The 21,958-nt window shown below is 71.9% G+C and carries 21 protein-coding genes; 12 read left to right on the top strand and 9 right to left on the bottom strand.

The annotated features are described in order from the left end of the window. Positions 1-41 precede the first annotated feature (41 nt). Both AC1MGR_RS24300 and AC1MGR_RS24295 read left to right on the top strand, forming a co-directional pair. Positions 42-1,082, top strand: coding sequence for a glycosyltransferase family 4 protein (locus AC1MGR_RS24300; protein ID WP_480233239.1), 1,041 nt, complete (start codon positions 42-44; stop codon positions 1,080-1,082). After that, positions 1,082-2,299 carry a glycosyltransferase family 4 protein gene (locus AC1MGR_RS24295; RefSeq protein WP_480233238.1) on the top strand — a complete coding sequence of 406 codons (1,218 nt, stop codon included), beginning with the start codon at positions 1,082-1,084 and terminating at the stop codon, positions 2,297-2,299. The genes AC1MGR_RS24300 and AC1MGR_RS24295 overlap by 1 nt, the downstream gene beginning before the upstream one ends. Here the strand turns inward: AC1MGR_RS24295 and AC1MGR_RS24290 are convergent. Continuing rightward, positions 2,287-3,318 carry a glycosyltransferase family protein gene (locus tag AC1MGR_RS24290; protein ID WP_480234889.1) on the bottom strand — a complete coding sequence of 344 codons (1,032 nt, stop codon included), beginning with the start codon at positions 3,316-3,318 and terminating at the stop codon, positions 2,287-2,289. The two genes, AC1MGR_RS24295 and AC1MGR_RS24290, sit on opposite strands and share 13 nt — an antisense overlap. A 146-nt stretch (positions 3,319-3,464) precedes the next feature. Here AC1MGR_RS24290 and AC1MGR_RS24285 point away from each other — a divergent pair, with 146 nt between their 5' ends. Further along, positions 3,465-4,115, top strand: coding sequence for a hypothetical protein (locus AC1MGR_RS24285; protein WP_480233237.1), 651 nt, complete (start codon positions 3,465-3,467; stop codon positions 4,113-4,115). Between the two features lie 28 nt (positions 4,116-4,143). Beyond that, on the top strand, positions 4,144-4,830 hold the full coding sequence (locus AC1MGR_RS24280; protein WP_480233236.1) for a hypothetical protein: 687 nt from the start codon (positions 4,144-4,146) through the stop codon (positions 4,828-4,830). A 49-nt stretch (positions 4,831-4,879) separates the two neighbouring features. Here the strand turns inward: AC1MGR_RS24280 and AC1MGR_RS24275 are convergent, their stop codons facing one another. From AC1MGR_RS24275 to AC1MGR_RS24265, 3 genes are read right to left on the bottom strand one after another with little or no spacing between them, the layout of a single operon-like run. Next, positions 4,880-5,773: an NAD(+)/NADH kinase gene (locus tag AC1MGR_RS24275; RefSeq protein WP_480233235.1), complete on the bottom strand. Its 894-nt coding sequence runs from the start codon at positions 5,771-5,773 to the stop codon at positions 4,880-4,882. 9 nt (positions 5,774-5,782) lie between these two features. Next, a complete protein-coding gene (locus AC1MGR_RS24270; RefSeq protein ID WP_108037744.1) occupies positions 5,783-6,778 on the bottom strand; it encodes an SPFH domain-containing protein in 996 nt (331 codons plus the stop codon). Between the two features lie 28 nt (positions 6,779-6,806). Further along, positions 6,807-7,559, bottom strand: coding sequence for an NUDIX hydrolase (locus AC1MGR_RS24265; RefSeq protein ID WP_480233234.1), 753 nt, complete (start codon positions 7,557-7,559; stop codon positions 6,807-6,809). Between the two features lie 413 nt (positions 7,560-7,972). Between AC1MGR_RS24265 and AC1MGR_RS24260 the strand changes: the two genes are divergently transcribed. Next, entirely contained in the window at positions 7,973-8,956 is a 984-nt protein-coding gene (locus AC1MGR_RS24260; protein ID WP_480233233.1) for an NAD(P)H-binding protein, read from the top strand. Between the two features lie 50 nt (positions 8,957-9,006). Here AC1MGR_RS24260 and AC1MGR_RS24255 read toward each other — a convergent pair whose 3' ends face one another. Further along, positions 9,007-10,008, bottom strand: coding sequence for a helix-turn-helix domain-containing protein (locus AC1MGR_RS24255; protein WP_480233232.1), 1,002 nt, complete (start codon positions 10,006-10,008; stop codon positions 9,007-9,009). A gap of 90 nt (positions 10,009-10,098) precedes the next feature. Further along, on the bottom strand, positions 10,099-10,971 hold the full coding sequence (locus tag AC1MGR_RS24250; RefSeq protein WP_480233231.1) for a helix-turn-helix transcriptional regulator: 873 nt from the start codon (positions 10,969-10,971) through the stop codon (positions 10,099-10,101). Here AC1MGR_RS24250 and AC1MGR_RS24245 point away from each other — a divergent pair. The 4 genes from AC1MGR_RS24245 (at position 10,946) to AC1MGR_RS24230 (ending at position 16,682) form a co-directional block, all read left to right on the top strand. Beyond that, on the top strand, positions 10,946-11,179 hold the full coding sequence (locus AC1MGR_RS24245; RefSeq protein WP_146180493.1) for a hypothetical protein: 234 nt from the start codon (positions 10,946-10,948) through the stop codon (positions 11,177-11,179). The genes AC1MGR_RS24250 and AC1MGR_RS24245 overlap by 26 nt on opposite strands. Positions 11,180-11,650: 471 nt before the next feature. Then, on the top strand, positions 11,651-15,706 hold the full coding sequence (locus tag AC1MGR_RS24240; RefSeq protein WP_480233230.1) for a beta strand repeat-containing protein: 4,056 nt from the start codon (positions 11,651-11,653) through the stop codon (positions 15,704-15,706). Positions 15,707-15,789: 83 nt separating this feature from the next. Then, the gene (locus AC1MGR_RS24235) at positions 15,790-16,224 is read left to right on the top strand and encodes a flagellar biosynthesis repressor FlbT (RefSeq protein WP_480233229.1); all 435 of its coding nucleotides are present in this window, start codon (positions 15,790-15,792) and stop codon (positions 16,222-16,224) included. Between the two features lie 278 nt (positions 16,225-16,502). Beyond that, positions 16,503-16,682, top strand: coding sequence for a hypothetical protein (locus AC1MGR_RS24230; protein ID WP_108037754.1), 180 nt, complete (start codon positions 16,503-16,505; stop codon positions 16,680-16,682). A 102-nt stretch (positions 16,683-16,784) separates the two neighbouring features. Here AC1MGR_RS24230 and AC1MGR_RS24225 read toward each other — a convergent pair whose 3' ends face one another. Together AC1MGR_RS24225 and AC1MGR_RS24220 are read right to left on the bottom strand one after the other, a co-directional pair. Further along, positions 16,785-17,537, bottom strand: a complete 753-nt coding sequence (locus AC1MGR_RS24225; protein WP_480233228.1) for a TerC family protein — start codon at positions 17,535-17,537, stop codon at positions 16,785-16,787. Positions 17,538-17,653: 116 nt separating this feature from the next. Further along, the gene (locus tag AC1MGR_RS24220) at positions 17,654-17,920 is read right to left on the bottom strand and encodes a hypothetical protein (protein WP_480233227.1); all 267 of its coding nucleotides are present in this window, start codon (positions 17,918-17,920) and stop codon (positions 17,654-17,656) included. Between the two features lie 274 nt (positions 17,921-18,194). Between AC1MGR_RS24220 and AC1MGR_RS24215 the strand changes: the two genes are divergently transcribed. Together AC1MGR_RS24215 and AC1MGR_RS24210 are read left to right on the top strand one after the other, a co-directional pair. Continuing rightward, positions 18,195-18,989 (top strand): ABC transporter ATP-binding protein, encoded by a 795-nt coding sequence (locus tag AC1MGR_RS24215; protein ID WP_480233226.1) that lies wholly within the window; start codon positions 18,195-18,197, stop codon positions 18,987-18,989. Then, positions 18,982-19,881, top strand: a complete 900-nt coding sequence (locus AC1MGR_RS24210; RefSeq protein WP_108037760.1) for an ABC transporter permease — start codon at positions 18,982-18,984, stop codon at positions 19,879-19,881. Before AC1MGR_RS24215 ends, AC1MGR_RS24210 begins: the two co-directional genes overlap by 8 nt. Positions 19,882-19,911: 30 nt before the next feature. On the opposite strand, the gene AC1MGR_RS24205 is transcribed toward AC1MGR_RS24210, so the two are convergent. Beyond that, complete coding sequence (locus AC1MGR_RS24205) at positions 19,912-20,679, bottom strand: GntR family transcriptional regulator (RefSeq protein WP_480233225.1); 768 nt, start codon at positions 20,677-20,679, stop codon at positions 19,912-19,914. 211 nt (positions 20,680-20,890) lie between these two features. Here AC1MGR_RS24205 and AC1MGR_RS24200 point away from each other — a divergent pair, with 211 nt between their 5' ends. Beyond that, the gene (locus AC1MGR_RS24200) at positions 20,891-21,958 is read left to right on the top strand and encodes an ABC transporter substrate-binding protein (protein WP_480233224.1); all 1,068 of its coding nucleotides are present in this window, start codon (positions 20,891-20,893) and stop codon (positions 21,956-21,958) included.

Genomic DNA, 21,958 nt, shown 5'->3' with positions numbered 1-21,958 from the left:
CAGAACTCAGACAAAGAAACGTTGTCGGGGAGGTACATACCGTGATTCGTGTCGCCCAAATCGCCCCCAACATATTTCCCGTTCCCCCTGAGCACCACGGTGGCACGGAGAGGGTGATATATGACCTCAGCACGGCCCTGATTAACCTAGGTGTGGAGGTAACGCTCTTCGCGCCCTCCGACAGTGCGACAGACTTGCCGCGCGTCGGCGACCAGCCGAGCCTCGCCGCCCTGGAGCGGCGCCACGGGCGGGTCGCGCCGGGGGTCCCGGCCGCCCTGGACGCCCTGCAGCTGGAAGCGCTGCGGTGCCGCCTGGACCAGTTCGACATCGTGCATTGCCACGGCGAGTTCGCCCATGCGGCGCTCCTCGGCGTACGCCGGCGCCACAGCCTCACCACGGTGCACTGGCGGGTGGACGAGCTCGACCGGGCGCTGTTCTTCGCGGGCTTCCCCGACCTGCCGGTCGCGGCGATCTCGGCGGCGCAGGCGGCCGGCATCCCGCCGGCGAACCGGGCCGGGATCGTGCATCACGGCCTCGCGCGGGACCGCTACGCCCTGACCACAGAGCCCGGCCCGCACGTCGCCTTCGTGGGCCGGATGACCGATCAGAAGCGGCCGGACACCGCGATCCGGGTGGCGCGGGCCGCCGGCCTGCCGATCCGCCTCGGGGGCACCATCGATGTCGGCAACCCCGATTACTTCGAGCGCGCGGTGCGCCCGCTCCTGGGGGCGGACGCGACCTATCTCGGGCCCGTGGACGACGCCCGCAAGGCCGACCTCCTGGGGAGCGCCCGGGCGCTGCTGTTTCCCATCGACTGGCCTGAGCCCTTCGGCCTGGTGATGATCGAGGCGATGGCCTGCGGCACGCCCGTGGTGGCCTGGAACCGCGGCGCCGTGCCGGAGATCGTCGAGGACGGCGTGACCGGCTTCATCGTCGCCTCCGAGGCGGAGGCGGTGGCGGCGCTGGCACGGATCGGTCGGCTCGACCGGACCCGGATCCGCCAGCACTTCGAGGCGCGCTTCACCGCCGCGCGCATGGCGGCCGACTACCTCGCCCTCTACCAGCGCCTGCTGGCCGCCTGATGCGGGTCGCCTACCTCGCCTGGGACTACCCACCGGCCCCGAGCGGCCTCTCGACCGCGGCCCGCGAGATCGCCGAGAGCCTCGCCGGGGCCGGCGCCGACGTCACGGTCTTCAGCCTCGACCGGAGCGGCATCGAGCGCCGCGACGGCGTCACGGTGGCGGGCTTCGCCCTGCCGCCCGGCGGAGGCCTGGCACGCCTGCGCCGCTGGGGGGCGGCGGGGCACCTCGCGGCGCCGCTCGCCTTCCGGCGCGCCGTGCTGGCGGCCCATGCCCACCAGCCGTTCGACGTGGCGGAATCCACGAACTGGTACGCCCCCGCGGCCTTGCTCGCCGGGCGCCGGGACCTGCCGCTGGTGACCCGAAGCTCGACGCCCGCCGCTTTCACCCGGGACGCCCCCGCGACCCTGCGCGACCGCCTCGACGGGTGGACGGCCGACGCCCTGGAGCGCGCCCAGGCCCGGGGCAGCGCCGGGCTCATTGCCAACACCGCCGCCCACGGGGCGGTGATCGCCCGGGTCTACGGCCTGTCCGGCGGACAGCCGGAGGCGGTGATCGGCCTCAGCCTCCCGCCGGAGGTCACGGCGGCGGCGCGGGGCGCCCCCTACCCGGACGCGACCGGGCCGGTGCGCCTGCTCTTCGTGGGCCGGGCGGAGGCGCGTAAAGGGTTCGACGCGCTCCTCGGCGCGGCCGCGATCCTGGCCGACGCGGCGGCGCGCGGCGCCGGTCCCGCCTTCCGCCTCGACCTGATCGGCGTGCCCCCGGAGGACCTGCCGGGGGACCTGCCCGAGGCGGCCCGTGCCCGCATCCACGCCCGCGGCCGGGTGCCGGCCGGGGCCTTGGCCCAGGCCTATGCGGAGGCCCACGCGGTCCTCGCCCCCTCGCGCTACGAGAGTTTCGGTCTCGTCTACCAGGAGGCCCTCGCCTATGGCCGGCCGGTGGTGGCCTGCGCGGAGGACGCGAGCGCCCGCGCCTTCGTGGGCGCGCCGGGGGCGGGGCCCCTGGCACGCGAGGCCACCGGCGCGGCCCTGGCGGAGGCCCTGCGTCCGCTGATGACCGATCCGGCCCTGCGCGCGGCCTACCGGGGCCGGGCGCTGGCGGCGTCCGGCCGCTTCACCCGGGCGGTCTTGGCGCGCGAGACCCTCGCCCTCTACGACCGGGCCATCGTGGCGGCCCGGGGCCGCCCGGGCGGGCGCGCGTCCGTGCCTCAGTCCCCGTAGGGGCGCAGCAGCGCGGCCTCCTCCTCCGGGCGCCCCTGCCCGGGCGCGAGGCGCTCGTAGTGCCGGGAGCGCGCCAGGACGTGGGCCCGGTCGAGATGATGCGCGATCGTCCCGTGCAGGGTGATGAGGCTGCGCGGCCAGCCGCCGTCGAGCACCGGCCGCTCGTGCACGCGGCCGGCATAGCGCACGGACCGGCGGTTCAGCCGGTACTGGACGTCCGGGTAGACGTCCGAGAGGACGCCGTCGACGTGGTTCCGGCGCGCCAATCCGATCGAGACGACGTCCCCCGTCTCCGCCAGGGCCGCCAGGGCCGGCAGCCGCCGGCCGGCCTCGGCGGCCAGGGTCTCGTCGGCGTCGAGCTGCAGCATCCAGGGATGGCGGGCGAGGTCCTGGAGGGCGTTGCGCTGGGCGGCGAAATCCTGCCCCGATTCATGTCCCGAGCCTTGCCCCGATTCCTGCCCAAATTCTTGGCCCAGGGGCCGGGCCCCCACCCGCAGGGTCCCTTGCGGGAAGCCGGCGGCCGCCGTCGCCGCGGGCGGCCGCGCCGCAGCATCGAGGAGGATCACGACGTCGTCGGTCCAGGCCGCGTGCACCGCGAGCGCTGCCAGGGCCGCCTCCAGGGCGGCGGGGCGGCAGAACAGGCCGAGGGAGACGGGCCGCTCCGCCGCCCCGTCGAGGGCGTAGAGCGTTCCGCGCGCGGCGTGCCGGTCGTGGGGGCGGCGCAAGGCCGTCTCCCCCGCCGCGTCGCAGGGCCGGACACCGAGGCCGTGGCCGGTCGCGGCGCTGCGCAGGGTGTAGAGATCGAGGCCGTAGGGCGCCTCGGGGTCGGAGTCGAAGACCGGTCCGGCGAGCTGCGCGGCGAGATGCGCCCGGCTTTCCGCCGGATCGGCTTCCGGCTCCAGCAGGAGGCCGCAGGCGCCGCAGGCGATCGGGAACGCCCTGACCCGTCCGTTCGGATAGGCGAGGTGACGGTCGCTCGGCCCGAGCATGTCGGCCGCGCAGACGAAGCATCGGCGCATCATCGGTCTCGACGTCTCCTCGTCACCGCGGGAGGGCCGCCCCCGCCGCCGGGATCGGAACGGACCTTGCCCCGCCGGGCCGGCGCCATACCTCCGCTGCTCCGCGAACCCTGCCGCAGTTGGACACCGAGGTCGACTCCCCGCGCATGCTCGACCTGTTTCCCTCCGCAACGGGACCGCTCGCCCTCGTCGGCAACGCGCCGGGGCTCGATGCCGCCGCCGCGATCGACGCGGCGTCCTCGATCGTGCGCTTCAACAACGCGCCGGGCTTCGGCGGGCGCGCCGGCACCCGCGTCACCCATCTCGCCCTGGTCAATCGCGGCGGGCAGATGCGCGAGTGGCTCGCCGATCCGCGCTTCCTCGACCGCCCGGTGGTCCGGCAGGCGCAGGCCTTCATCCTGCCGTTCCCGATGCTGCCGGCGGAGCAGAACCGGCCCGAACCGATCTGCTGGACCCGCGAGGCGCTGGATCGCCTGGCCCCCCTGGGCAAGCCCATCCACATCCTGCCCGAGGACCTGCACCGGGCGGCCCGGCTCCGCCTCGCAGCCCGCCCGGCCGAACCCGGCACGGACGACGCCAGCACGGACGAATCCGGCACAGCCGGGCGGCCGAACCCGAGCACCGGCTTCCTGGTGACGCTGGCCTTCCTCCTGGGCCGTCCCCTCGGGCGCGGTCCGGTGGAGGCGTACGGCTTCGGCTTCGACGGCTGGCCCGGCCATCCCTGGGCGGCCGAGCGCGCCTGGTTCCGGCAGGCCGAGGCGGCCGGGCAGCTCCGCCTCCATCCGTGCCGCCCATGACCCTTCCGACCGGAACCAGGTCCAGCCGATGACGACACTCCTCACCGTCCTGAAGAGCGGCGGCCGCTACGACGCGGCTTGGGTCGAGCGCCTCGCCCGCGGCGTGCGCCGCCATGCCCCGGCCTTCGACCGGATCCTCTGCCTCACGGATCTGCCGCTCGCGGTGACCGGCGTCGAGCGCGTGCCGCTGCGGCACGACTGGCCGGCCTGGTGGGCGAAGATGGAGGCCTTCCGCCCCGGGCTCACCGCGGGACCGACGCTGCTCTGCGACCTCGACACCGTCCTGACCGGGCCGGCCGACGCCCTGGCCGAGCCGGGCTTCACCGCCATGGAGGATTACTTCCACAAGGGCCGCCTCTCCAGCGCCCTGCTGCGCTGGCAGGGCGGCGCCCTCGACGCCCTCTACATCGCCTTCGCCGCCGAGCCGGAGCGCTGGATGGCGCCCGGTTCCTGCGGGCCGGTGCCGAACGGCGTGCACGGGGACCAGGTCGTCATCAACCACCTGCTGCGCCGGGACGGCCTAGCTCCGGATTTCTTCCAGCACCGGTACCCCGCCCTGCTCGACTTCTACGATCCGCGGCGGGCCGAGCACGGCCCGGTGGTCGTCTTCATCGGTGCGTCGAAGCCCGACACCGCCACCGGTCCGGTCCGGATTGCGTGGGACGGAGCGCCGCCGCGGGCCGACGATGGCGCGCCGGCATGCGACCGCCGCTGACGGGGGCACCGCTCCTCCGCGCGACGGAGACGGAACCGGGCCGCGGCCCCTAGCCGACCACCAGGGTCAGGGCCCGGTCCGCGGGCCCGAGCGCCACCCGGCGGCCCCAGTCGAAGGCGAGGAAGTCCTGCTCGATCCCGTCGGCGAAGACCACGCCGCCCTCGTTCATCCGGGAGGTGACCGCGAGGGCGGCCCCGGCGAGCCGGCCGGCCCGGAGGCTCGTCCCGGTGGCCACGCTCGGGAACGGCTCGCGCACCCAGTAGCCGACCGCCGCCTCCTCCGGGCCGATCCCGACGGTGAGATGCGTCGCCTCGCCAATCGAGCGGGCCCAGCCGGTCAGGCCGGTGCCCGAGGCGACGATGAGGCCGCTCGACGACTGGTCCTCGGCGGTGCCGTCGATCGCGATCCGGTAGCGCGCCGATTGATGGCTGCGGTGGCCGACGAAGATCTCGTTCAGGGCCACGAGCCGCTGGCCGCCGTCGAGGGCGGCCTGCACCATGGTGCGCCGCTCCACCGGCGCCGCCCCCGCGGCGCTGGCCGGGAGCAGGCCGCGCAGGCGCTCCACCGCGACCCGCGCGAGGGCGCCGTCGTAGAGGTCGGGGGCCGGATTGACGCCGATCACCGGCTGCGCGCGCAGGTACTTCGCCACGTTGGCGACGAGGCCGTCCTGGCCCACCGTGACCACGACGTCCTCCGGGGCGAACAGGAAGCGGTCGAGGTCCGCCCGCCGGGCCAGCGCCTGTCGCCAGTCTCCCGGCACCGCGGCCCGCGCCTGGCTGAGCACCGCGTGGAAGCGGGCGTGCCGGTCCTCGACCTCCGCGAGGCTCTGGCCGCGGCTCTCCAGGAAGAACCGGGCCTGGCCGCGGGTGGCGTGCCGGGCGAGCAGCGCCTCGTAATCGGTCTCGCGGACGACGAACACGGCGCGCGGGGTGAGGACCGGCATGACCCGTCCTCAGCGCAGCGGGGCGGGGGGCACGACCGGCGGGGCCGCCCCGCGGAACGCGCCGAGGGCGCTCGCCAGCAGGTCCGGGGTGACGTTGACGTGCTCGATGGTCTCGAGCTTGCCCGCGAGCTCGCGGGCGGCCAGCCCGAGGAGCACGGCCGGCGGCAGGTCGCGGTAGATCGCGGCCCGGCGCTGCTCGGCCTCGGCCTGGGCGCCCTCGACGAGGCGGATGCGCTCGGCCTCCGCCGCCGCCTCCAGCCCTTTCGCCTCGGCGAGGCCCGCCGCCCGGTCGCGGGCATTCTCCGCCTCCCGGGCGATGAGCACCGCCTCCTGGCGGGCGAGCTCCGTGCGCGTCTCCAGCTCGTTCTCCGCGATGGCCCGCTCCTTCTCCACCGCCAGGGCGCGCCGGGCGAAGGTCGCCGCATCCGCCTTCTGCTGGAGGGCCTCGAAGGTGGGCGTCTGCAGGGCGCGCTCCAGCTCGCTCGACGGCGTCAGGTTGGTGAGCCGCACCGCGACCACCGCGACGCCGATCTCCGCCAGGGCCGGGGCCGCCCCCAGCACGGCGTCGAGGGACAGGCGCAGGGGCTCGGGCCCGGCATCGAGGAGCGCGCCCACCGGGCTGGCGCCGATCACCGCCAGGACGGCCTGGCCGGCGATGCCGCCGAGGCGCGCCTCGATCCGCTCGATCGGCTCGGCCTGCGGCTTGCCGGTGCGAAGCCCGAGCGAGAAATCGACGCGGCTCGCCAGCAGCTCTGGGTCGACCACGCGCCAGCCGATCGTCCCCTGCACCACCACGGTCTGGAAGTCCCGGCTGCGGCCGCGCACGAACAGGGTCATCTCGCGGTCGTCCATCGGCACCTCGCTGATGCTCGCGGTTTCCGGCCGGAACCAGAAGACGAGGCCCCGCCCGCTCTGCCGGATGCGGCCGTTGCGGTAGCGGATGACGTGGCTGCTCGCCTCGCTTCGGAGCTGGGCGACCGGGCCGAGGTTGCGGATCGTAGCCATGGGACCCTCCTTTCGGGGCGTACGGGGATCAGAGCGGTTTCGCGAACCGGTAGAGCTCGGCGGGCCGGAACGCGGTGCCGGCCTCGCGGGCCCCCGTGGGAGCGAGCCAGCCGCGGTCGAGCATGCGGCGGCGGAAGGCGGGCTTGTTCAGCGACGTGCCCAGGATCGCCTCGTGCACGTCCTGCAGCTGGCGGAGGGTGAAGGCCTCGGGCAGCAGCGCGAAGGCGACGTCGGAATAGTCGAGCTTTCCCCGCAGCCGCTGCACCGCCAGGGCGAGGATCGCGGCGTGGTCGAAGGCGAGGCGCAGGGGCGTCGCCCGGTCGGGATCGCCCGCCGGGAAGGCCGTGACCGGGCCCCCGGCCTCGCCTGCCCAGGGCACCGCGAGGAGGGCCGCCGACAGTCCCGTCGCGCGCGCCAGCGCCCGGGTGAAGGCGGCCTCCGGCATCAGCGCGAGGTAGGCGACCGTGACGATGCGCATGCGCGGGTCCCGGTCGAGGGCGCCGAAGGTGTAGAGCTGCTCCCGGTGCGTCTCCGCCACCTCCGCCGGGGTGAAGCCCGCCTTGGTGCGGAGTACGCGCTCGGCCGCCTCGTCCAGGGTCTCGTCAAGGCGCACGAAGCTGCCGGGCAGCGCCCAGCGGCCGGCATGTGGGTGCTCGGTCCGCGGCATGAGGAGCACGGCCGGGCAGCCTCCGCGCAACCCCATCAGGACGAGGTCGACGGTGAGCGCCGGCCGCGGGAAGGCGGCGGGGTCATAGGCGCGGAGAAAGTCGTCCTCGGTCACGGCAACCCCTTATATCCATCTTGCATCTAACTAAGATACAAAATGGATATAAGTCAAGGGTCGCGTCGCGACGGCGAAGCCGCTTTGGCCGGCAGGGGCGGGGCGGCGATCCGTCCCGTGGATTTCGGTTGCGACCGCGCCCTCGGCGGCCGGAGATCCTGTCCGTCTGCGCGCGTGCCAGCCCGTCGTCTCGCCAGCTCGTGCTCTTGCCAGCCTCGACCTCTTGCCAGCCTGAACCTCTTGCCAGCCTGCACGGATTCGTGCGGATCTCGACGGAGACGAGCGACGAGCCCCCGATCGTGCACGAGACCGAACTGCCCCGGGGCTCCCGCCGGGCGCCGGAACCGGCAAGCCGCGCCGGTGACCATCGCGCGGTGCGCGGGGCCTCGGCGACGGATCGGGAGGGAACGATCATGAGCCAGGATCGACCGGACGGCCCGGGACCGCGCCGCGTTCTCCTGCTGGGCGCCACGGGTACGATCGGGCGGGCCACCGCGCGGGCGCTCGTGGCCCGCGGGCACGCGGTCGTCTGCCTCGTCCGGCGCCCGTCCGGCAATGCGCCCCCGGGCGCCCTCGAACGGATCGTGGACCTCACGGATCCGGCGTCGCTGGCGCGCGACGGCATCCGCGGCGAACGGTTCGACGTCCTGGTCTCGTGCCTCGCCTCGCGGACCGGATTGCCCGAGGACGCCTGGGCGATCGATTACGGCGCGTCGGTGCACGCCCTCGAGGCGAGCCGGGCGGCCGGCGTGACCCATGTGGTCCTGCTGTCGGCGATCTGCGTCCAGAAGCCGATCCTCGCCTTCCAGCGGGCCAAGCTGGCCTTCGAAGGCGTCTTGGTCGCCTCGGGCCTCGACTACACCATCGTTCGGCCGACGGCTTTCTTCAAATCCCTCTCGGGGCAGGTGGAGCGCCTGAAGCGCGGCAAGCCCTTCCTGGTCTTCGGCGACGGAACCCTGACGGCCTGCAAGCCGATCAGCGACGGGGACCTGGGCCGCTACCTCGCCGCGTGCCTCGACGACCCGGCGCGGCGCAACCGCGTGCTGCCGATCGGCGGCCCGGGCGACGCCATCACGCCGCTCGCGCAGGGCGAGCGCCTGTTCGCGCTGCTCGGGCGCACGCCGCGTTTCCGGCACGTTCCGGTCGCCCTGCTCGACGGGATCGTCGCCGTCCTGGCGCTTCTCGGACGCTGGGTGCCGGCGCTGGCCGCCAAGGCCGAGCTCGCGCGGATCGGCCGCTACTACGCCACCGAGTCGATGCTCGTGCGCGATCCCGCGACCGGCCGCTACGAGGCCGCGCTGACCCCCGCGACGGGCTCGGAGACGCTCTTCGACTATTACGCCCAGCTGATCCGCGGCGAGGCGGTCGCCGAGCGCGGCGACCACGCGGTGTTCTGAGGGGCCGCGCGTCGCCTCCGACACGCGGCGGGCGACCGCGCGGCACGGGATCAGGCGGTCAGGGACTTCATCCAGGACAGGAGGATGGGCTCGTCCGGGTTCGCGCCCTGCGGGAAGGTGTCGGCGGGGCCGGCCGCGCGCGGCGCGAACCCGAAGCGGCGGCGGAAGGCACGGCTGAAGGTCTTCTCGTCCGCGAACCCGGCCGCGTAGGCCACGGCGGAGATGCGCAGGCGCGCGCCCGGCCGGGTCAGGAGGCGCAGGGCCCTGAGGAGGCGCCGTTCGCGGATGTAGTGGGCCGCCCCGCCGTCGCTCTCGAACATGCGGTACAGCGACGTGCGCGAGAGGCCGAAATGGCCCAGGATCGTGTCGACGCCGAAGGCCGCGCCGCCCAGCTCCGCCTCGATGAACTGGCGGATCGTGACGTGCAGCCCGTGCCCGGTGGCGCGGGCGAGGCCGTCTCCCGGGTCGAAGCCGGCGCCGCACAGCTCCACCGCGGCCTGGGCGAGGTGGAGGGCCTGGGCCGATCGCACGGCGTCGGCGCAGTCGATCAGGCCCGACAGGTAGGTCTGGACCACGTGCAGGGCGGGGTGCGACACGCAATCGAGGGCCTGCCCGTGCAGATCCTCGATCGTCGTGATGTGGGCGCCGAGGAGCCTGCGGGGGATCACGATGCTGGTCGCCGTCACGCGTCCGGCCTCGATCACCACCGGCTGGGACAGGTCGATGACGACCACCTGACCGGCCGCGACGGTCGACGCGGCCCCTCCCGCCGCGACCCGGCCCTCGCCCGTGCCGTAGAACTGCAGCAGCACGTGATCGACGCCCTGCCGCGCGATCATCGGCGCGGAGCGCTGGAGGCGCTGGGCCGGGGCCGAGACATGCCCGAGCAGCACCTGGCCGAAATTGTAGTTCGTCAGGCTGATCCCGGCCGGGAGGCTGTCGGCCGGGTCGAGCCGCACCTCGAAGAGGGGCGACAGGTCCTCGCACCAGGTCCGTGCGCGGACGGCGGGGTCGGGCGAGGCCTGGAAGCTGTGCTTGGGAACGGCCGGCATGTCAGGGGGTCTCTCGGGATCGAACACGATCGTGCCTGCCGCGGCGGGGGCCGGTGATCGGTCGAGGTCGGTCGAACATCCGCGCGTGTCTCAGGCCGCGGAGGTCGTCAGCCAGCTCAGCAGGGCCGAGGCGTTGTCGTTGGTCCCCGCCTGCTGCGCCGCGCCGCTGCGGGCGTCGCGCGGCAGGTGCCCGAACCGCTTCTTGAAGGCGCGGCTGAACGCCTTCTCGTCGGCGAACCCGGTCGCGTAGGCCACCGCCGAAATGCGCGGCGGCCCCCCGGGCCCGGCCTCGACCAGGAGCTTCCGGGCGCGGACCAGGCGCCGGTCCCGGATGTACTTCACGACGCCGCCCTCGGCGCTGAACAGGCGGTAGAGCGCGGCCCGCGAGACGCCGAAGCGGTCCGCGATGTCCTTCACGTCGAGGGTGGGGTTCAGCAGCTCGTCCTGCACGTGGCGCCGGATGGCGGCGGCCAGCTCGGCATCCGCGATGCGGTGGGTCTCGTCCTCCGCGGGGAAGCAGGCCGCACACAGGGTGGCGGTCGCCCGGGACATCCCCGCGATCTGGTGCGGCAGGAGACCCGCCCCGAGATCGCCGAGGGACCGGAGGTAGCCGTGGAACAGGCGCCGCACCGAGACGTCCCGGTAATCGAAGGCGCGGCCGTGGAGCGCCGCGAGGTGCCCCGCCGCGGTCGGGATCTTCCGCCGGGGAATGAAGACCGCGGTGGCGCTCAGGGCCTCGGCCTCGATGACGACGGGCTGCAGAAGGTCCAGCACCACCACGTCGCGCGCCGTCACGCGGCGCCGGGTCCCATCCGTCACGAGCTGCAGGCTGCCGCTCTCCAGGAAGAGGATCAGGACGTGGTCCAGGTCCTGCCGGGCGATCCTGTCCTCGTCGCGCACGAGGACCTGGGGCGGCCCCTGGACGGCGCCGACCACGATGTCGCCGATCTTCCAGATCGTCATGCCTCCGCCGGGCGGTATCGCGCTGTCCGGATCCAGCCGGGCGCTGAAGAGCGGAGCGATGAAGCGGGACCAGTCCGATCCGGTCAGCGCAGCCTGGGCGGAAGACCTGAAATCCAGGCGCGGAATCGCGGCCTGTTCCGACACGTCAGGCGTCACAGCAGCAATCCTGCGCGAACCCGTCCATCGTCGTCTTCCTTTCCAAAGCTAAGGATCGGACTTCTACGCGTCTGCATTGAACGTGCCAAAGACAAAGTGCGCGGTCTAAATTGAATAAACCAAAAATTCTTCTCATCAAAGCCCATCCCCCGCGAACCGCACGATCGCGCCCCAACGATCACGGTCGGCTGCCTGAACCCGGCCTGTGACCGCCTCCCGGGGCACGGGGCCGCCGGACAGAGGGCGCAGGACGGCCGAGTCCGCCGACGACCCGATCCCCTCATCATGCGGCGAGCCGGTTAAAGGCCAAGACGGGACAAGTCGGCATCCGAAACAAATAGCTCCTTTTTTGATACATTGCTGTATTCAAAGTGTATTTGGAACGAAGTGCTACTTATTCTAGACGAATATAGATCTATTATAGGCCGCGCTGAACTGCAAATTAAAATCCTGGTAAGTCGGCGAGATGAGGCTTCGTTCATCGCAAAATGGAAGCGATGCTTCAAATCAACAGGATTTTCCAATGTCTTCGGGCGTAACTCTTACCGCTGCGACACGTCAGAACCTGCTTTCACTGCAGGGAACGGCCGATCTGGTTGCGACGACGCAGAACCGTCTCGCCACGGGCAAGAAGGTGAACTCGGCGCTGGACAGCCCGACCAACTTCTTCACGGCCAGCGGCCTGTCCGCCCGGTCGGCGGACCTGTCGGGTCTCCTCGACGGCATCAGCAACGGCATCCAGACGATCCAGGCGGCCAATACGGGCCTCACCAAGCTCCAGACGCTGACCAATTCGCTGAAGTCGACGGCCCAGCAGGCGCTGTCCGCGTCGAACGCCTTCACGGCCAAGGCCACCTCGACGTCGAGCGCCCTGACGGGCGCCACGGTCGGCAACCTGCTCTCCACCGGCGCCACCGTCGCAGCCGGCAACAACGCCGTCGGCACCCTGACCGGCGCGACCCCGCCCACCGCCCCCGTGCCCGCGGCCCTGACCGGCAGCATCGACTACAAGCCGACCGCCTCCGCCACCAAGCTGACCGGGGCCGTCTACACGCCGACGGTGCCGAGCGTCGCGACCTCGGCCGGGACGGCCTTCACCGCACCGGCGAACGCCGTGGCGGGCACCGCCGTCGGCGGCACCTACGCCGCCCCCGCCGCGGCCGCGACCCTGTCGATCACCTCCGGCACCGGAGCGGCGATCACCGTCAACCTCGCCACCACCGACACCACGGCCGGCGCCGCCGTCACCAAGATCCAGCAGGCGCTCACCACGGCCGGCTCCACCGTCACGGCGGCCGTCGGAACCGGCGCGAACGCCGGCAAGATCGTGTTCACCGGCGCCACCAACGGCGATTCCCTGAACGTCGTGGGCAGCGACGCCAACCTGGGCTTCGGCACCAATGCCGGAACGTCGGTCACCTCCACCGGCCAGGCGGCCGCGGCGACCCAGACGCTGACGATCAACAATCAGGCCATCACCATCAGCGGCGGCAAGGCGGGCGACACCGCGGCGAGCGTCCTCACCAACGCCATCGCGTCCATCAACGCGGCCAACACCGGCGCCAGCGCCACCGGCGTCAGCGCCGCCGCCGGCCTCGGCGCCGCCGCGGGCACCATCGTGCTCACCGGCAAGGCCGACGGCTCGAACTTCACCGCCTCCGGCAGCACGGCCAACACGCTCGGCTTCGCCGCCAATGCGGCCCCCACCGCCAACGGCGCGCCTGCCGCGAGCCAGACGCTGACGATCAACGGCACGCAGGTCAACATCGCCGGCGGCGCGACCCAGACCCAGGTGCTCGGCCTCATCAACGCGCAATCCGGCACGACCGGCGTGACCGCGTCGCAGGACACCACCGACCCGACCAAGATCGCCCTCACCGGCAAGAGCGACGGCTCGAGCTTCACGGTCTCCTCGACCAACGCGGCCTCCAGCGGCTTCGCGGCCACCCCCGTGACCTCGTCGATCGCCGCCACCGTGGTGGGCGGCGTCTTCGCGCCCACCGGCACCCCGGCCACCGCCACCGGCACCCCCTTCACCATGCCGGCCAACGCCGTGGCGACCACCGCCACCGGGACGGCCTTCACCCTGCCCACCAACGCGGTGGCGGGCACCGCCGTCGGCGGCACCTTCACGGCCGCTGCCGGAAACCTCTCGATCACCTCCGGCGCCGGTGGCCCGATCGGCGTCAGCCTCCTCGGCACCGACAACCTCGCCGCCGCCGTCGGTAAGATCCAGTCGGCCCTCACCACGGCCGGCTCCACCGTCACGGCGGCCGTCGGAACGGGCGCGAATACCGGCAAGATCGTGTTCACCGGGGCGACCAACGGCGACAGCCTGAACGTCGTGGGCACCGACGCCAACCTGGGCTTCGGCACCAATTCCGGCACGTCGGTCACCTCGACCGGCCAGGCCGCCGCCACGTCGCAGACGCTCACCTTCGGCAGCGGCTCGACCGCGAACACGGTGACGGTCGCGGGCGGTCTCGCCGGCAGCCCCGCCAAGACGCTGGCCGACGTCGTCACGGCGGTGAACCTGCAGACCGGCGCAGCCGTCAACCCGACGGGCGTGACCGCCGCGATTAACGGCGCCGGGACGGGCCTCGCCCTCTCCAAGAGCGACGGCAGCAGCTTCACCGTCACCGGCGGCAACGCCAGCACCGGCTTCGCGACCACGCCGACCGTCGTCAACAACGGCACCGCCGCGGCCAGCCAGACGCTGACGATCAACGGCAACGCCATCACCATCAGCGGCGGCAAGGCGGGCGACACGGCGGCGACGGTCACGACGGCCGCGCTCGCGGCGATCAACGCCCAGACCGGCGCCGCCATCAACCCGACGGGTGTGACGGCGACCGCGGTGAACGGCAGCCTCGTGCTCACCGGCGCCACCACCGGCACGAACTTCACGGTCAGCGGAAGTGCCAACAACACCCTCGGCTTCGCCAGCGGTGCCGGCACGACGACCGCCAACGGCACCCCTTCGGGCGCCCAGACCCTAACGGTCAACGGCACCGACATCGCGATCGCGTCCGGGGCGAGCGCCGCCGCCGCCGCCGCCGCGATCAACCTGCAGACGAGCACCACCGGCGTCACCGCCGCCGTGGATCCGTCGACGGGCCATCTCGCGCTGACCGGCAAGGCCGACGGCACGAGCTTCACGGTCGCGTCGTCGAATCCCGCCGCCAGCGGCTTCAGCGGGGCGACCACCACCGTGAACGGCGCGCCCGGCGTCAAGCAGACCCTGACGATCAACAACACGGCCATCAGCATCCCGCCCTCGGCGTCCCTCGACAACGCCATCAAGGCGATCAACCTGCAGAGCGGAACGACGGGCGTCACGGCCTCGAAGAACACCACCAGCGGCGCCAACAAGCTCGTCCTGTCGGGGGCCTCGGACGGGTCGTCCTTCACCATCTCGGGGTCGGCCGGGAATACGCTGGGTCTCTCCTCGACGCCCGCCACCGTCGCCGGCACCCTGGACCCCAGCGCCACCTCCCTGGTCAGCACCCTCGGCTTCCAGGCCAACGACAACTTCTCGGTCAACGGTCAGCTGGTGACCATCGGCGCCAACGACACGATCGCGTCGCTGGTGCAGAAGGTGGGGGCGGCCACCAACGGGTCCGTCAACGCCAGCTACGACCAGACCACGAACAAGTTCAGCTTCACCGCCGCCGATGCCAACACCGCGGTGACCCTCGCCGACGGCTCCACCGCAACCTCGAAGGTGGCCAATCTCGGCTTCACCAGCACCAGCTTCGCGGCGGGCCTGGGCGCGCCGGGCTCGGCGAGCGCCCTGTCGGGCAAATCGCTGACGGTCCAGGTCGGCAGCGGCGCCAACGTCTCCACCACCTCGATCACCTTCGGCTCCGCGCCGGGCCAGATCTCCAACCTGACCCAGCTCAACGCGGCCCTCGCCCCGGCCAACGCCATGGCGACCCTCGACGCCTCCACGGGCAAGCTGTCGATCACCACCACGAACGATTACGGTGCCGACAACCTCTCGGTGATCGCGAGCGGGGCGGGCAATCCCTTCACCACCGGCAACCTCAGCGCGACGGTCGGCGGTGACGGCGCCAACACCCGCAACGGCCTCGTCACCAGCTACAACAACCTGCTCACCCAGATCGATCAGCTGGCCGCCGATTCCGGCTTCAACGGCATCAACCTGCTGACCGGCGACAACCTGAAGATCAGCTTCAACGAGAAGGGCACCTCGTCGCTCTCGGTCCAGGGCAGCGCCGTCTCCGCGGCCAGCCTCGGCCTGAATGCGGTCGGCTCGGACACCTTCCAGGAGAGCAGCTCGATCAACAAGGTGATCAACCAGATCAACTCGGCGACCACGATGCTGAAGTCACAGGCCTCCAGCCTCGGCTCGAACCTGGCGGTGGTTCAGAACCGCCAGGACTTCTCCAAGCAGCTCATCAACATCCTGGATACCGGCGCCGCCAACCTGACGAACGCCGATCTCAACGAGGAGGCCGCCAACTCCCAGGCGCTCTCGACCCGCCAGTCTCTGGGCATCTCCGCCCTCTCGCTGGCCAACCAGGCGCAGCAGGGCGTGCTCCAGCTGCTCCGCTAAGGCCCGACGCAGGGCGCGGGGGAACGGCCGCGCGCCGCCCCCCGCGCCCCTCGCCCCGATCCGTCCAGAAGGGATGCACCCCCATGACCCTGCGCCTCGACCTCAAGCCCTACGAAGGGTTCCTCATCAACGGCGCGCTCATCCGCAACGGCGGGCGGCGGGCCAACATCGCCATTGAGACCCAGTGCAAGTTCCTGCGCGAATCCGAGGTGATCAAGGACAGCGAGGCGGACACCCCCGCCAAGAAGCTCTGCGTGACGCTCCAGGTGCTCTACCTCGCCGACGACCCGGCGGAGGTCGAGGGCCTGTTCCAGAGCCAGGCGCTCGAACTGATGCGATCCACCCCGGCGACGGCCCCGTTCCTGCTCGCGATCTACGAGGAGATCACGGCCGGCCGCCCCTATCAGGCTCTCAAGCGGGGCCGGGACCTGCTGCAGTACGAGAGCAGCCTGATGGATGCGGAATCCGGCCGCGCGCCGGGCCTCGAGACGCGTTGCGCGCGCCACCCCGCGGCGTGAGGCACCGATCCGAGGACCTGTTCCCCGGGCGGGTGATCCGGCCGCGCGGGACCAGCACGGGCCGGCCCCCGATGCTGAAGAGCCCCATATGCTGAAGAATAGTACATTTCTGCCAAGTCGGGATCGCGCAGCATAATGCAGGCAAGAGGGACTCCAGTCTCGCCGGCGCGATCATCCATGCAAGACTGGTATATCTGGCATATCGTATCTGGCATACCAGAGAATGCTGCGATGCGTCATAAGCGGTGCAACGCAATCACCACTCGGGACCGCCCCTCATGACCGCTCTGCTCCTCGTCGCCCTCGCCGGTACCGCCAACGTCGCGCTGGTGGCCTTCGTGGCCGACCGGCTGACCCCGAAGGACGCCGCCCCCGTCATCTCGGCGGGCGAGCTCGCCGTCGTGAACGACAACGCTCGGGCTTCGGCCCCGGCTTCGGCGCTGAAGCTGGCCGCCTGACAGCGCCCGCCACCGCCTTCGGACGACCCCGCCCATCGGCCCCGCCTCCTCGAGGCGGGGCTTTTTCATGTCCGGTCGCGGCGCGGCCGCAGGGGCCGCGGATCAGCCGCCGAGGACGTCCGCCTCGGCCCGGCCCACGGCGTCGGCCTGCTGCCGCGCGATCGCCCGGTCGGACCGGCGCTTGAGTGCCAAGCCGATCCCGACGACGAGGGCGGCGCCGAGGGCGCCCATCGCGTGCGCGACCGCGCCGTGCAGGCTCGCGGGCAGCGCCGCGACCAGCTGCTGCTGAACCAGTCGGTCCGTGGCGATCATCTCGCCGGCCACCCAGCCGAGCAGGCCACCGCCGAACCAGATCAGGATCGGGAACCGGTCGATCAGCCGGGTGATCAGGCTGGCACCGACCACGAGGAGCGGCACCGACAGGGCGAGGCCGATGATGAAGAGTGCGTCGTGCCCCTTGGCGGCCCCCGCCACCGCCACGACGTTGTCGAAGCTCATGACGGCGTCCGCCACCACGATGGTCCAGATCGCCTTGGGCAGGCTCGATTGCTCCTTGACGGCGCTCTCGTCCTCCGCCTCGCCCTGCACGAGCTTGACGGCGATGTGCAGCAGGATGAGGCCGCCCACCACCTTCAGGAGCGGCACCGCCAGCAGGTGCGAGATGACGACCGCGAAGAGGATCCGCAGCAGGGCCGCGGCGGCGGCCCCCGCGAAGACGCCGATCCGCCGCTGCCGCTCGGGCAGGCCCCGGCAGGCCATAGCGATGACCACCGCGTTGTCGCCCGACAGGATGATGTCGATCCAGACGATCTGCAGGAGGGAGAGCAGGAAGGACGAGGTGAGGTAGGAATCCACGCGGAAGAGGCCTCTGCTGCTCCGGCTCGGCGAAGCGGTGGGATGCCCGGCACGGGGCCGGGGCTGGTGACGGGGACCGGCACGGCCTTGCGAGAGGGGCCGGTCCCGGACAGGATCTAGGGATTGGCGTCGGCGGCGGAGCGGAGCACGGCCGTCCACCGTGCGACCTCGCGCGCGACGATGGCCTGCAGGGCGGCGGGCCCGGCTTCGGCCTCCCTGGGCACTGTACCACCCAATTCCAGGATGCGCTTGGTCGTGCCCGGATCCTTGCGCGCCGTGTCGAGGGCCGTGTTGCGGGGGGGGCGACGCGCCGGGCCCGGACCTCCCTCGGCAGGCCCTTCGCGCGTTCCGGCCGGACTGCCGGAATCCGCGCGGCCCGGCACAAGTCCCGTCCGGGACAGTCCGCGCGTGGGTCGCGTCCCGGACGCATCCGGCAGCCCCGGAACATCGCAAGATCAAGACTAAATTCCTGTCTTATAATAGATAGCTATTATATTTACAGGAAGGATCGTGCTTGATATCCAGGTGTCGGACGAACGATTGTGCCGGGACCGACGGTTCGGGGCTCGGGCGACCGGTTGTCCCAAGGCGAGGCGGCTCCAGACCGCCCCTGAAAATCAGTTCGGCCGCGATGCGCGTGGCTAAAGGGAGGATGCGATGAGCTTGGTGACAGGCTTGCCCTCGAACGTCACGGTGCCGCTGCTCGAGGTCGACGGCGTCACGCTGCAGTACAAGACCCCCGACCACCTCGTCACGGCGACCTACCGGGTCAGCTTCCAGGTCTTCCCGAGCGACCGGTTCGTCCTGCTCGGACCCTCGGGCTGCGGGAAATCCACCCTCCTGAAGTCGGTGGGCGGCTACATGGCGCCGACGGAGGGCCAGATCCGCCTCAAGGGGCAGGCCATCACCGAGCCCGGCCCGGACCGGATGATGGTGTTCCAGGAATTCGACCAGCTCCTGCCCTGGAAGACCGTCCGCCAGAACGTCGCCTTCGCCCTCGAAGCCTCGGGGCGCCTGTCGGGCCGGGCCGCCGACGAGCGGGCCATGCACTATATCGACAAGGTCAACCTCTCGTCCTTCGCCGACAGCTATCCGCACATGCTGTCGGGCGGCATGAAGCAGCGGGTGGCCATCGCCCGCGGCATGGCGATGGAGCCCGACATCCTGCTCATGGACGAGCCCTTCGCGGCCCTGGACGCGCTCACCCGCCGGCGGATGCAGGACGAGCTCCTGGCCCTGTGGGAGGAGACCCGCTTCACGGTGCTGTTCGTCACGCACTCGATTCCGGAGGCGATCAAGATCGGCTCGCGCATCCTCCTGCTCTCGCCGCATCCCGGCGAGGTCAAGGCCGAGCTCAACACGGCCGGCTCGCCGCAGGAGACCCTGCTGCTGGAGCAGCGCATCCATCAGATGCTGTTTTCCGAAGAGATCAAGGAGGCGGAGAATGTCTAGGACTGCGAAGGCGCTCGTGTCACCCGTTCTCCTCCGGCCCGCCCGTCCCGAGATCGTCCGCGAGACCGGCGGCGCCTACGGGGGCGCCGTCGTCGAGAAGCCGCTCTCCCCCGTCGAGCGCCTCTACAACCAGGGCTGGCTGCGCAAGCTGGTGATCCTGGCGGCGCTGGCCCTGATCTGGGAGGCCTACGGTCGCTACCTCGACAACGACCTCCTGTTCCCGACCTTCTCCGCCACCGTCTCGGCCTTCGCCCGGGGCGTGGCGGACGGCACCCTGGTGCTGCGGGCCTGGGGCTCGATCAAGGTCCTGCTGATCGGCTACGGCCTCGGGATCGTGCTGGCGACCCTGCTCACCGGCATCGCCATCAGCTCGCGCATCGGCACCGACTTCCTCGAGACGATGACGTCGATGTTCAATCCCCTGCCGGCCATCGCGCTGCTGCCCCTGGCGCTGATCTGGTTCGGGCTGGGCAACGGCAGCCTGATCTTCGTGCTGGTCCACTCGGTGACCTGGGCCATCGCCCTCAACACCCATTCGGGCTTCCTCTCGGTCAGCCGGACCCTCAAGATGGTCGGGCGCAACTACGGCCTGCGCGGCGGACGGCTGATCACCAAGATCCTGATCCCGGCGGCCTTCCCCAGCATCCTCACGGGCCTGAAGGTCGGCTGGGCCTTCGCCTGGCGCACCCTGATCGCGGCGGAGCTCGTCTTCGGCGTCAGCTCGGGCTCGGGCGGCCTCGGCTGGTTCATCTTCGAGAACAAGAACATGCTCGACATCCCCAACGTCTTCGCGGGGCTGCTGACCGTGATCCTCATCGGCCTTTGCGTCGAGAACCTGATCTTCCAGACCATCGAGCGCCACACCCTGCAGCGCTGGGGCATGCAGGCCTGAGGCCGGTCGACCCGAAGGACCTCGGCTCCGTCAGTCGAGGTCGGAGCGGTAGTGGAGCGCCGCCGTCCAGCTCTGGCGATACTCGATGGGGTCGCCCGTGAGGGCGACGGCGACCCGGCGCACCAGCAGCACGGGCGCGCCCGGCGCACAGCCGAGGGCGTCCGCCATGGCCGGGCTCGCCCGGTCGGTGGCGATCGTGTCCCGGGCCCGCGCCACGGTCTGGCCGCAGCGTGCCTGGTAGAGCACGTAGATCTCCTCCAGCATCTCGGCCCCGGGCTCCGGCTTCAGGGCGGCGAAGCGCTCGGCCGGCAGCGCGATGCGCTCGTAGATCAGCGGCACGCCGTCCTCGCTGCGGGTCCGCAGCAGGACCAGCACCCGGGCGCCCGCCCCCAGGCCGAGGGCGGCCCGGTCCTGCGCGTCGGCCCGCGCGGTCCCGGCCGAGAGGACGCGGGCGACGGGCCGGAACGGCCGCCCGTCGCCGTGGACGAAGCGCAGGAAGCGGAAGCGCGACCGGTCGCTCGAATGGGGCACCACCTGCGTGCCGCGCCCGTGCTGGCGCTCCAGCAGGCCCTGCCCGACGAGGTCCTCCATGGCCTTGCGGATCGTCCCGATGGAGACGCCGAGGTCGAGGGCGAGCTGCGGCTCGCTCGGCAGGTAGCCGCCCGGCTTCCAGGTCCCGTCCACGATCCGGCGCAGCAGCAGGTCGCGGGCCTGCAGGTAGAGCGGGCGGCTCGCCAGGGGGGCGGTCCGCGCCGAATCTCCGGGCGCCGGCATGGGTCCGGTCACGGACGCGGTCATGGACGCCGTCGCGGGTTCGATCGTGGGTCCGGTCATGGGCGCGCCCGGCGGCGGGACCTGCGGAGGCGCCTCGGGGTTGGCGGGGCCGCGCATGCGGTTCGACATCGGCAACTCATGTATATGACATATGACTGTTGACAGCGTTCGACGCGAGGCTATCGTGGCCCTCGGCACCGGACCAGAGAATTCGGGCCCAAGGCAGGAGGAACCCATGGCGCTTGGCCATCTCATGGCACCTGGCCGTCTCGTGGCTTTTGGCCGTCTCATCCGGCTCTGCGGCGCCGCGGCCGTGGTTTCGGCAGCGGTCTCGGCGACCCTGTTGGCCGGCGCCGAATCCGCCCGGGCGGAGGCCTCGGTGGTGCGCCTCGCCAAGCAGTTCGGCATCTCCTACCTGCCGCTCACCGTGATGGAGGAGGAGAAGCTCCTCGAGAAGCAGGCCCGCCAGCAGGGCCTGGAGCTCAAGACGGAGTGGCTGCGCTTCACCGGCGGCTCGGGCATGAACGAGGCCCTGCTCTCGGGGAACCTCGACTTCGCCGCCGGCGGCGTCGGGCCGATGCTGACGATCTGGGGGCGCACCCGCGGCAACCTGCAGGTCAAGGGCGTGGCGGCCCTCAACGCCATGCCGCTCTGGCTGGTGAGCGTGAACCCGGCCGTGTCCTCGATCAAGGACTTCACCGAGAAGGACAAGATCGCCCTGCCGACGGTGAAGAGCTCCATCCAGGCCATCACCCTGCAGATGGCCGCCGAGAAGGCCTACGGGCCGGGCCAGCAGGGCAAGCTCGACCCCCTCACGGTCTCGATGGGCCACCCCGACGCGCAGACGGCGATGCTCGGCGGCCGCTCCGAGATCACCGCGCATTTCGGCTCGCCGCCGTTCCAGGAGATGGAGCTGAAGGACCCCAAGGCCCGCAAGGTGCTCGACAGCTACGACGTCCTCGGGGGACCGCACACCTTCAACCTCGTCTGGGCGAGCAGCCGCTTCGTCACCGCCAACCCGAAGATCGTGGCCGCCTTCCGGGCCGCCCTGGAGGAGAGCCTGGCGCTGATCAAGGCCGAGCCGGCGCGGGTCGCCGCCCTCTGGATCAAGGCGGAGAACGCCCGGCTCACCGAGGCGGAGGCGGTGGAGATCATCCGCGCGCCGCAGACCCAGTGGACCAGCGCGCCGCTGAACATGCTGGCCTATCTCGACTACATGAACCGCGCCGGCCTCGTGTCCGCCAAGGCCACCGACCAGGGCGAGCTGTTCTTCCCCGGCGCCGGCGCCAAGGCGGAGCGCTGA

This window comes from Methylobacterium sp. BI1 (assembly GCF_056680125.1).
This window is presented reverse-complemented; position numbering and strand designations above follow the sequence as displayed.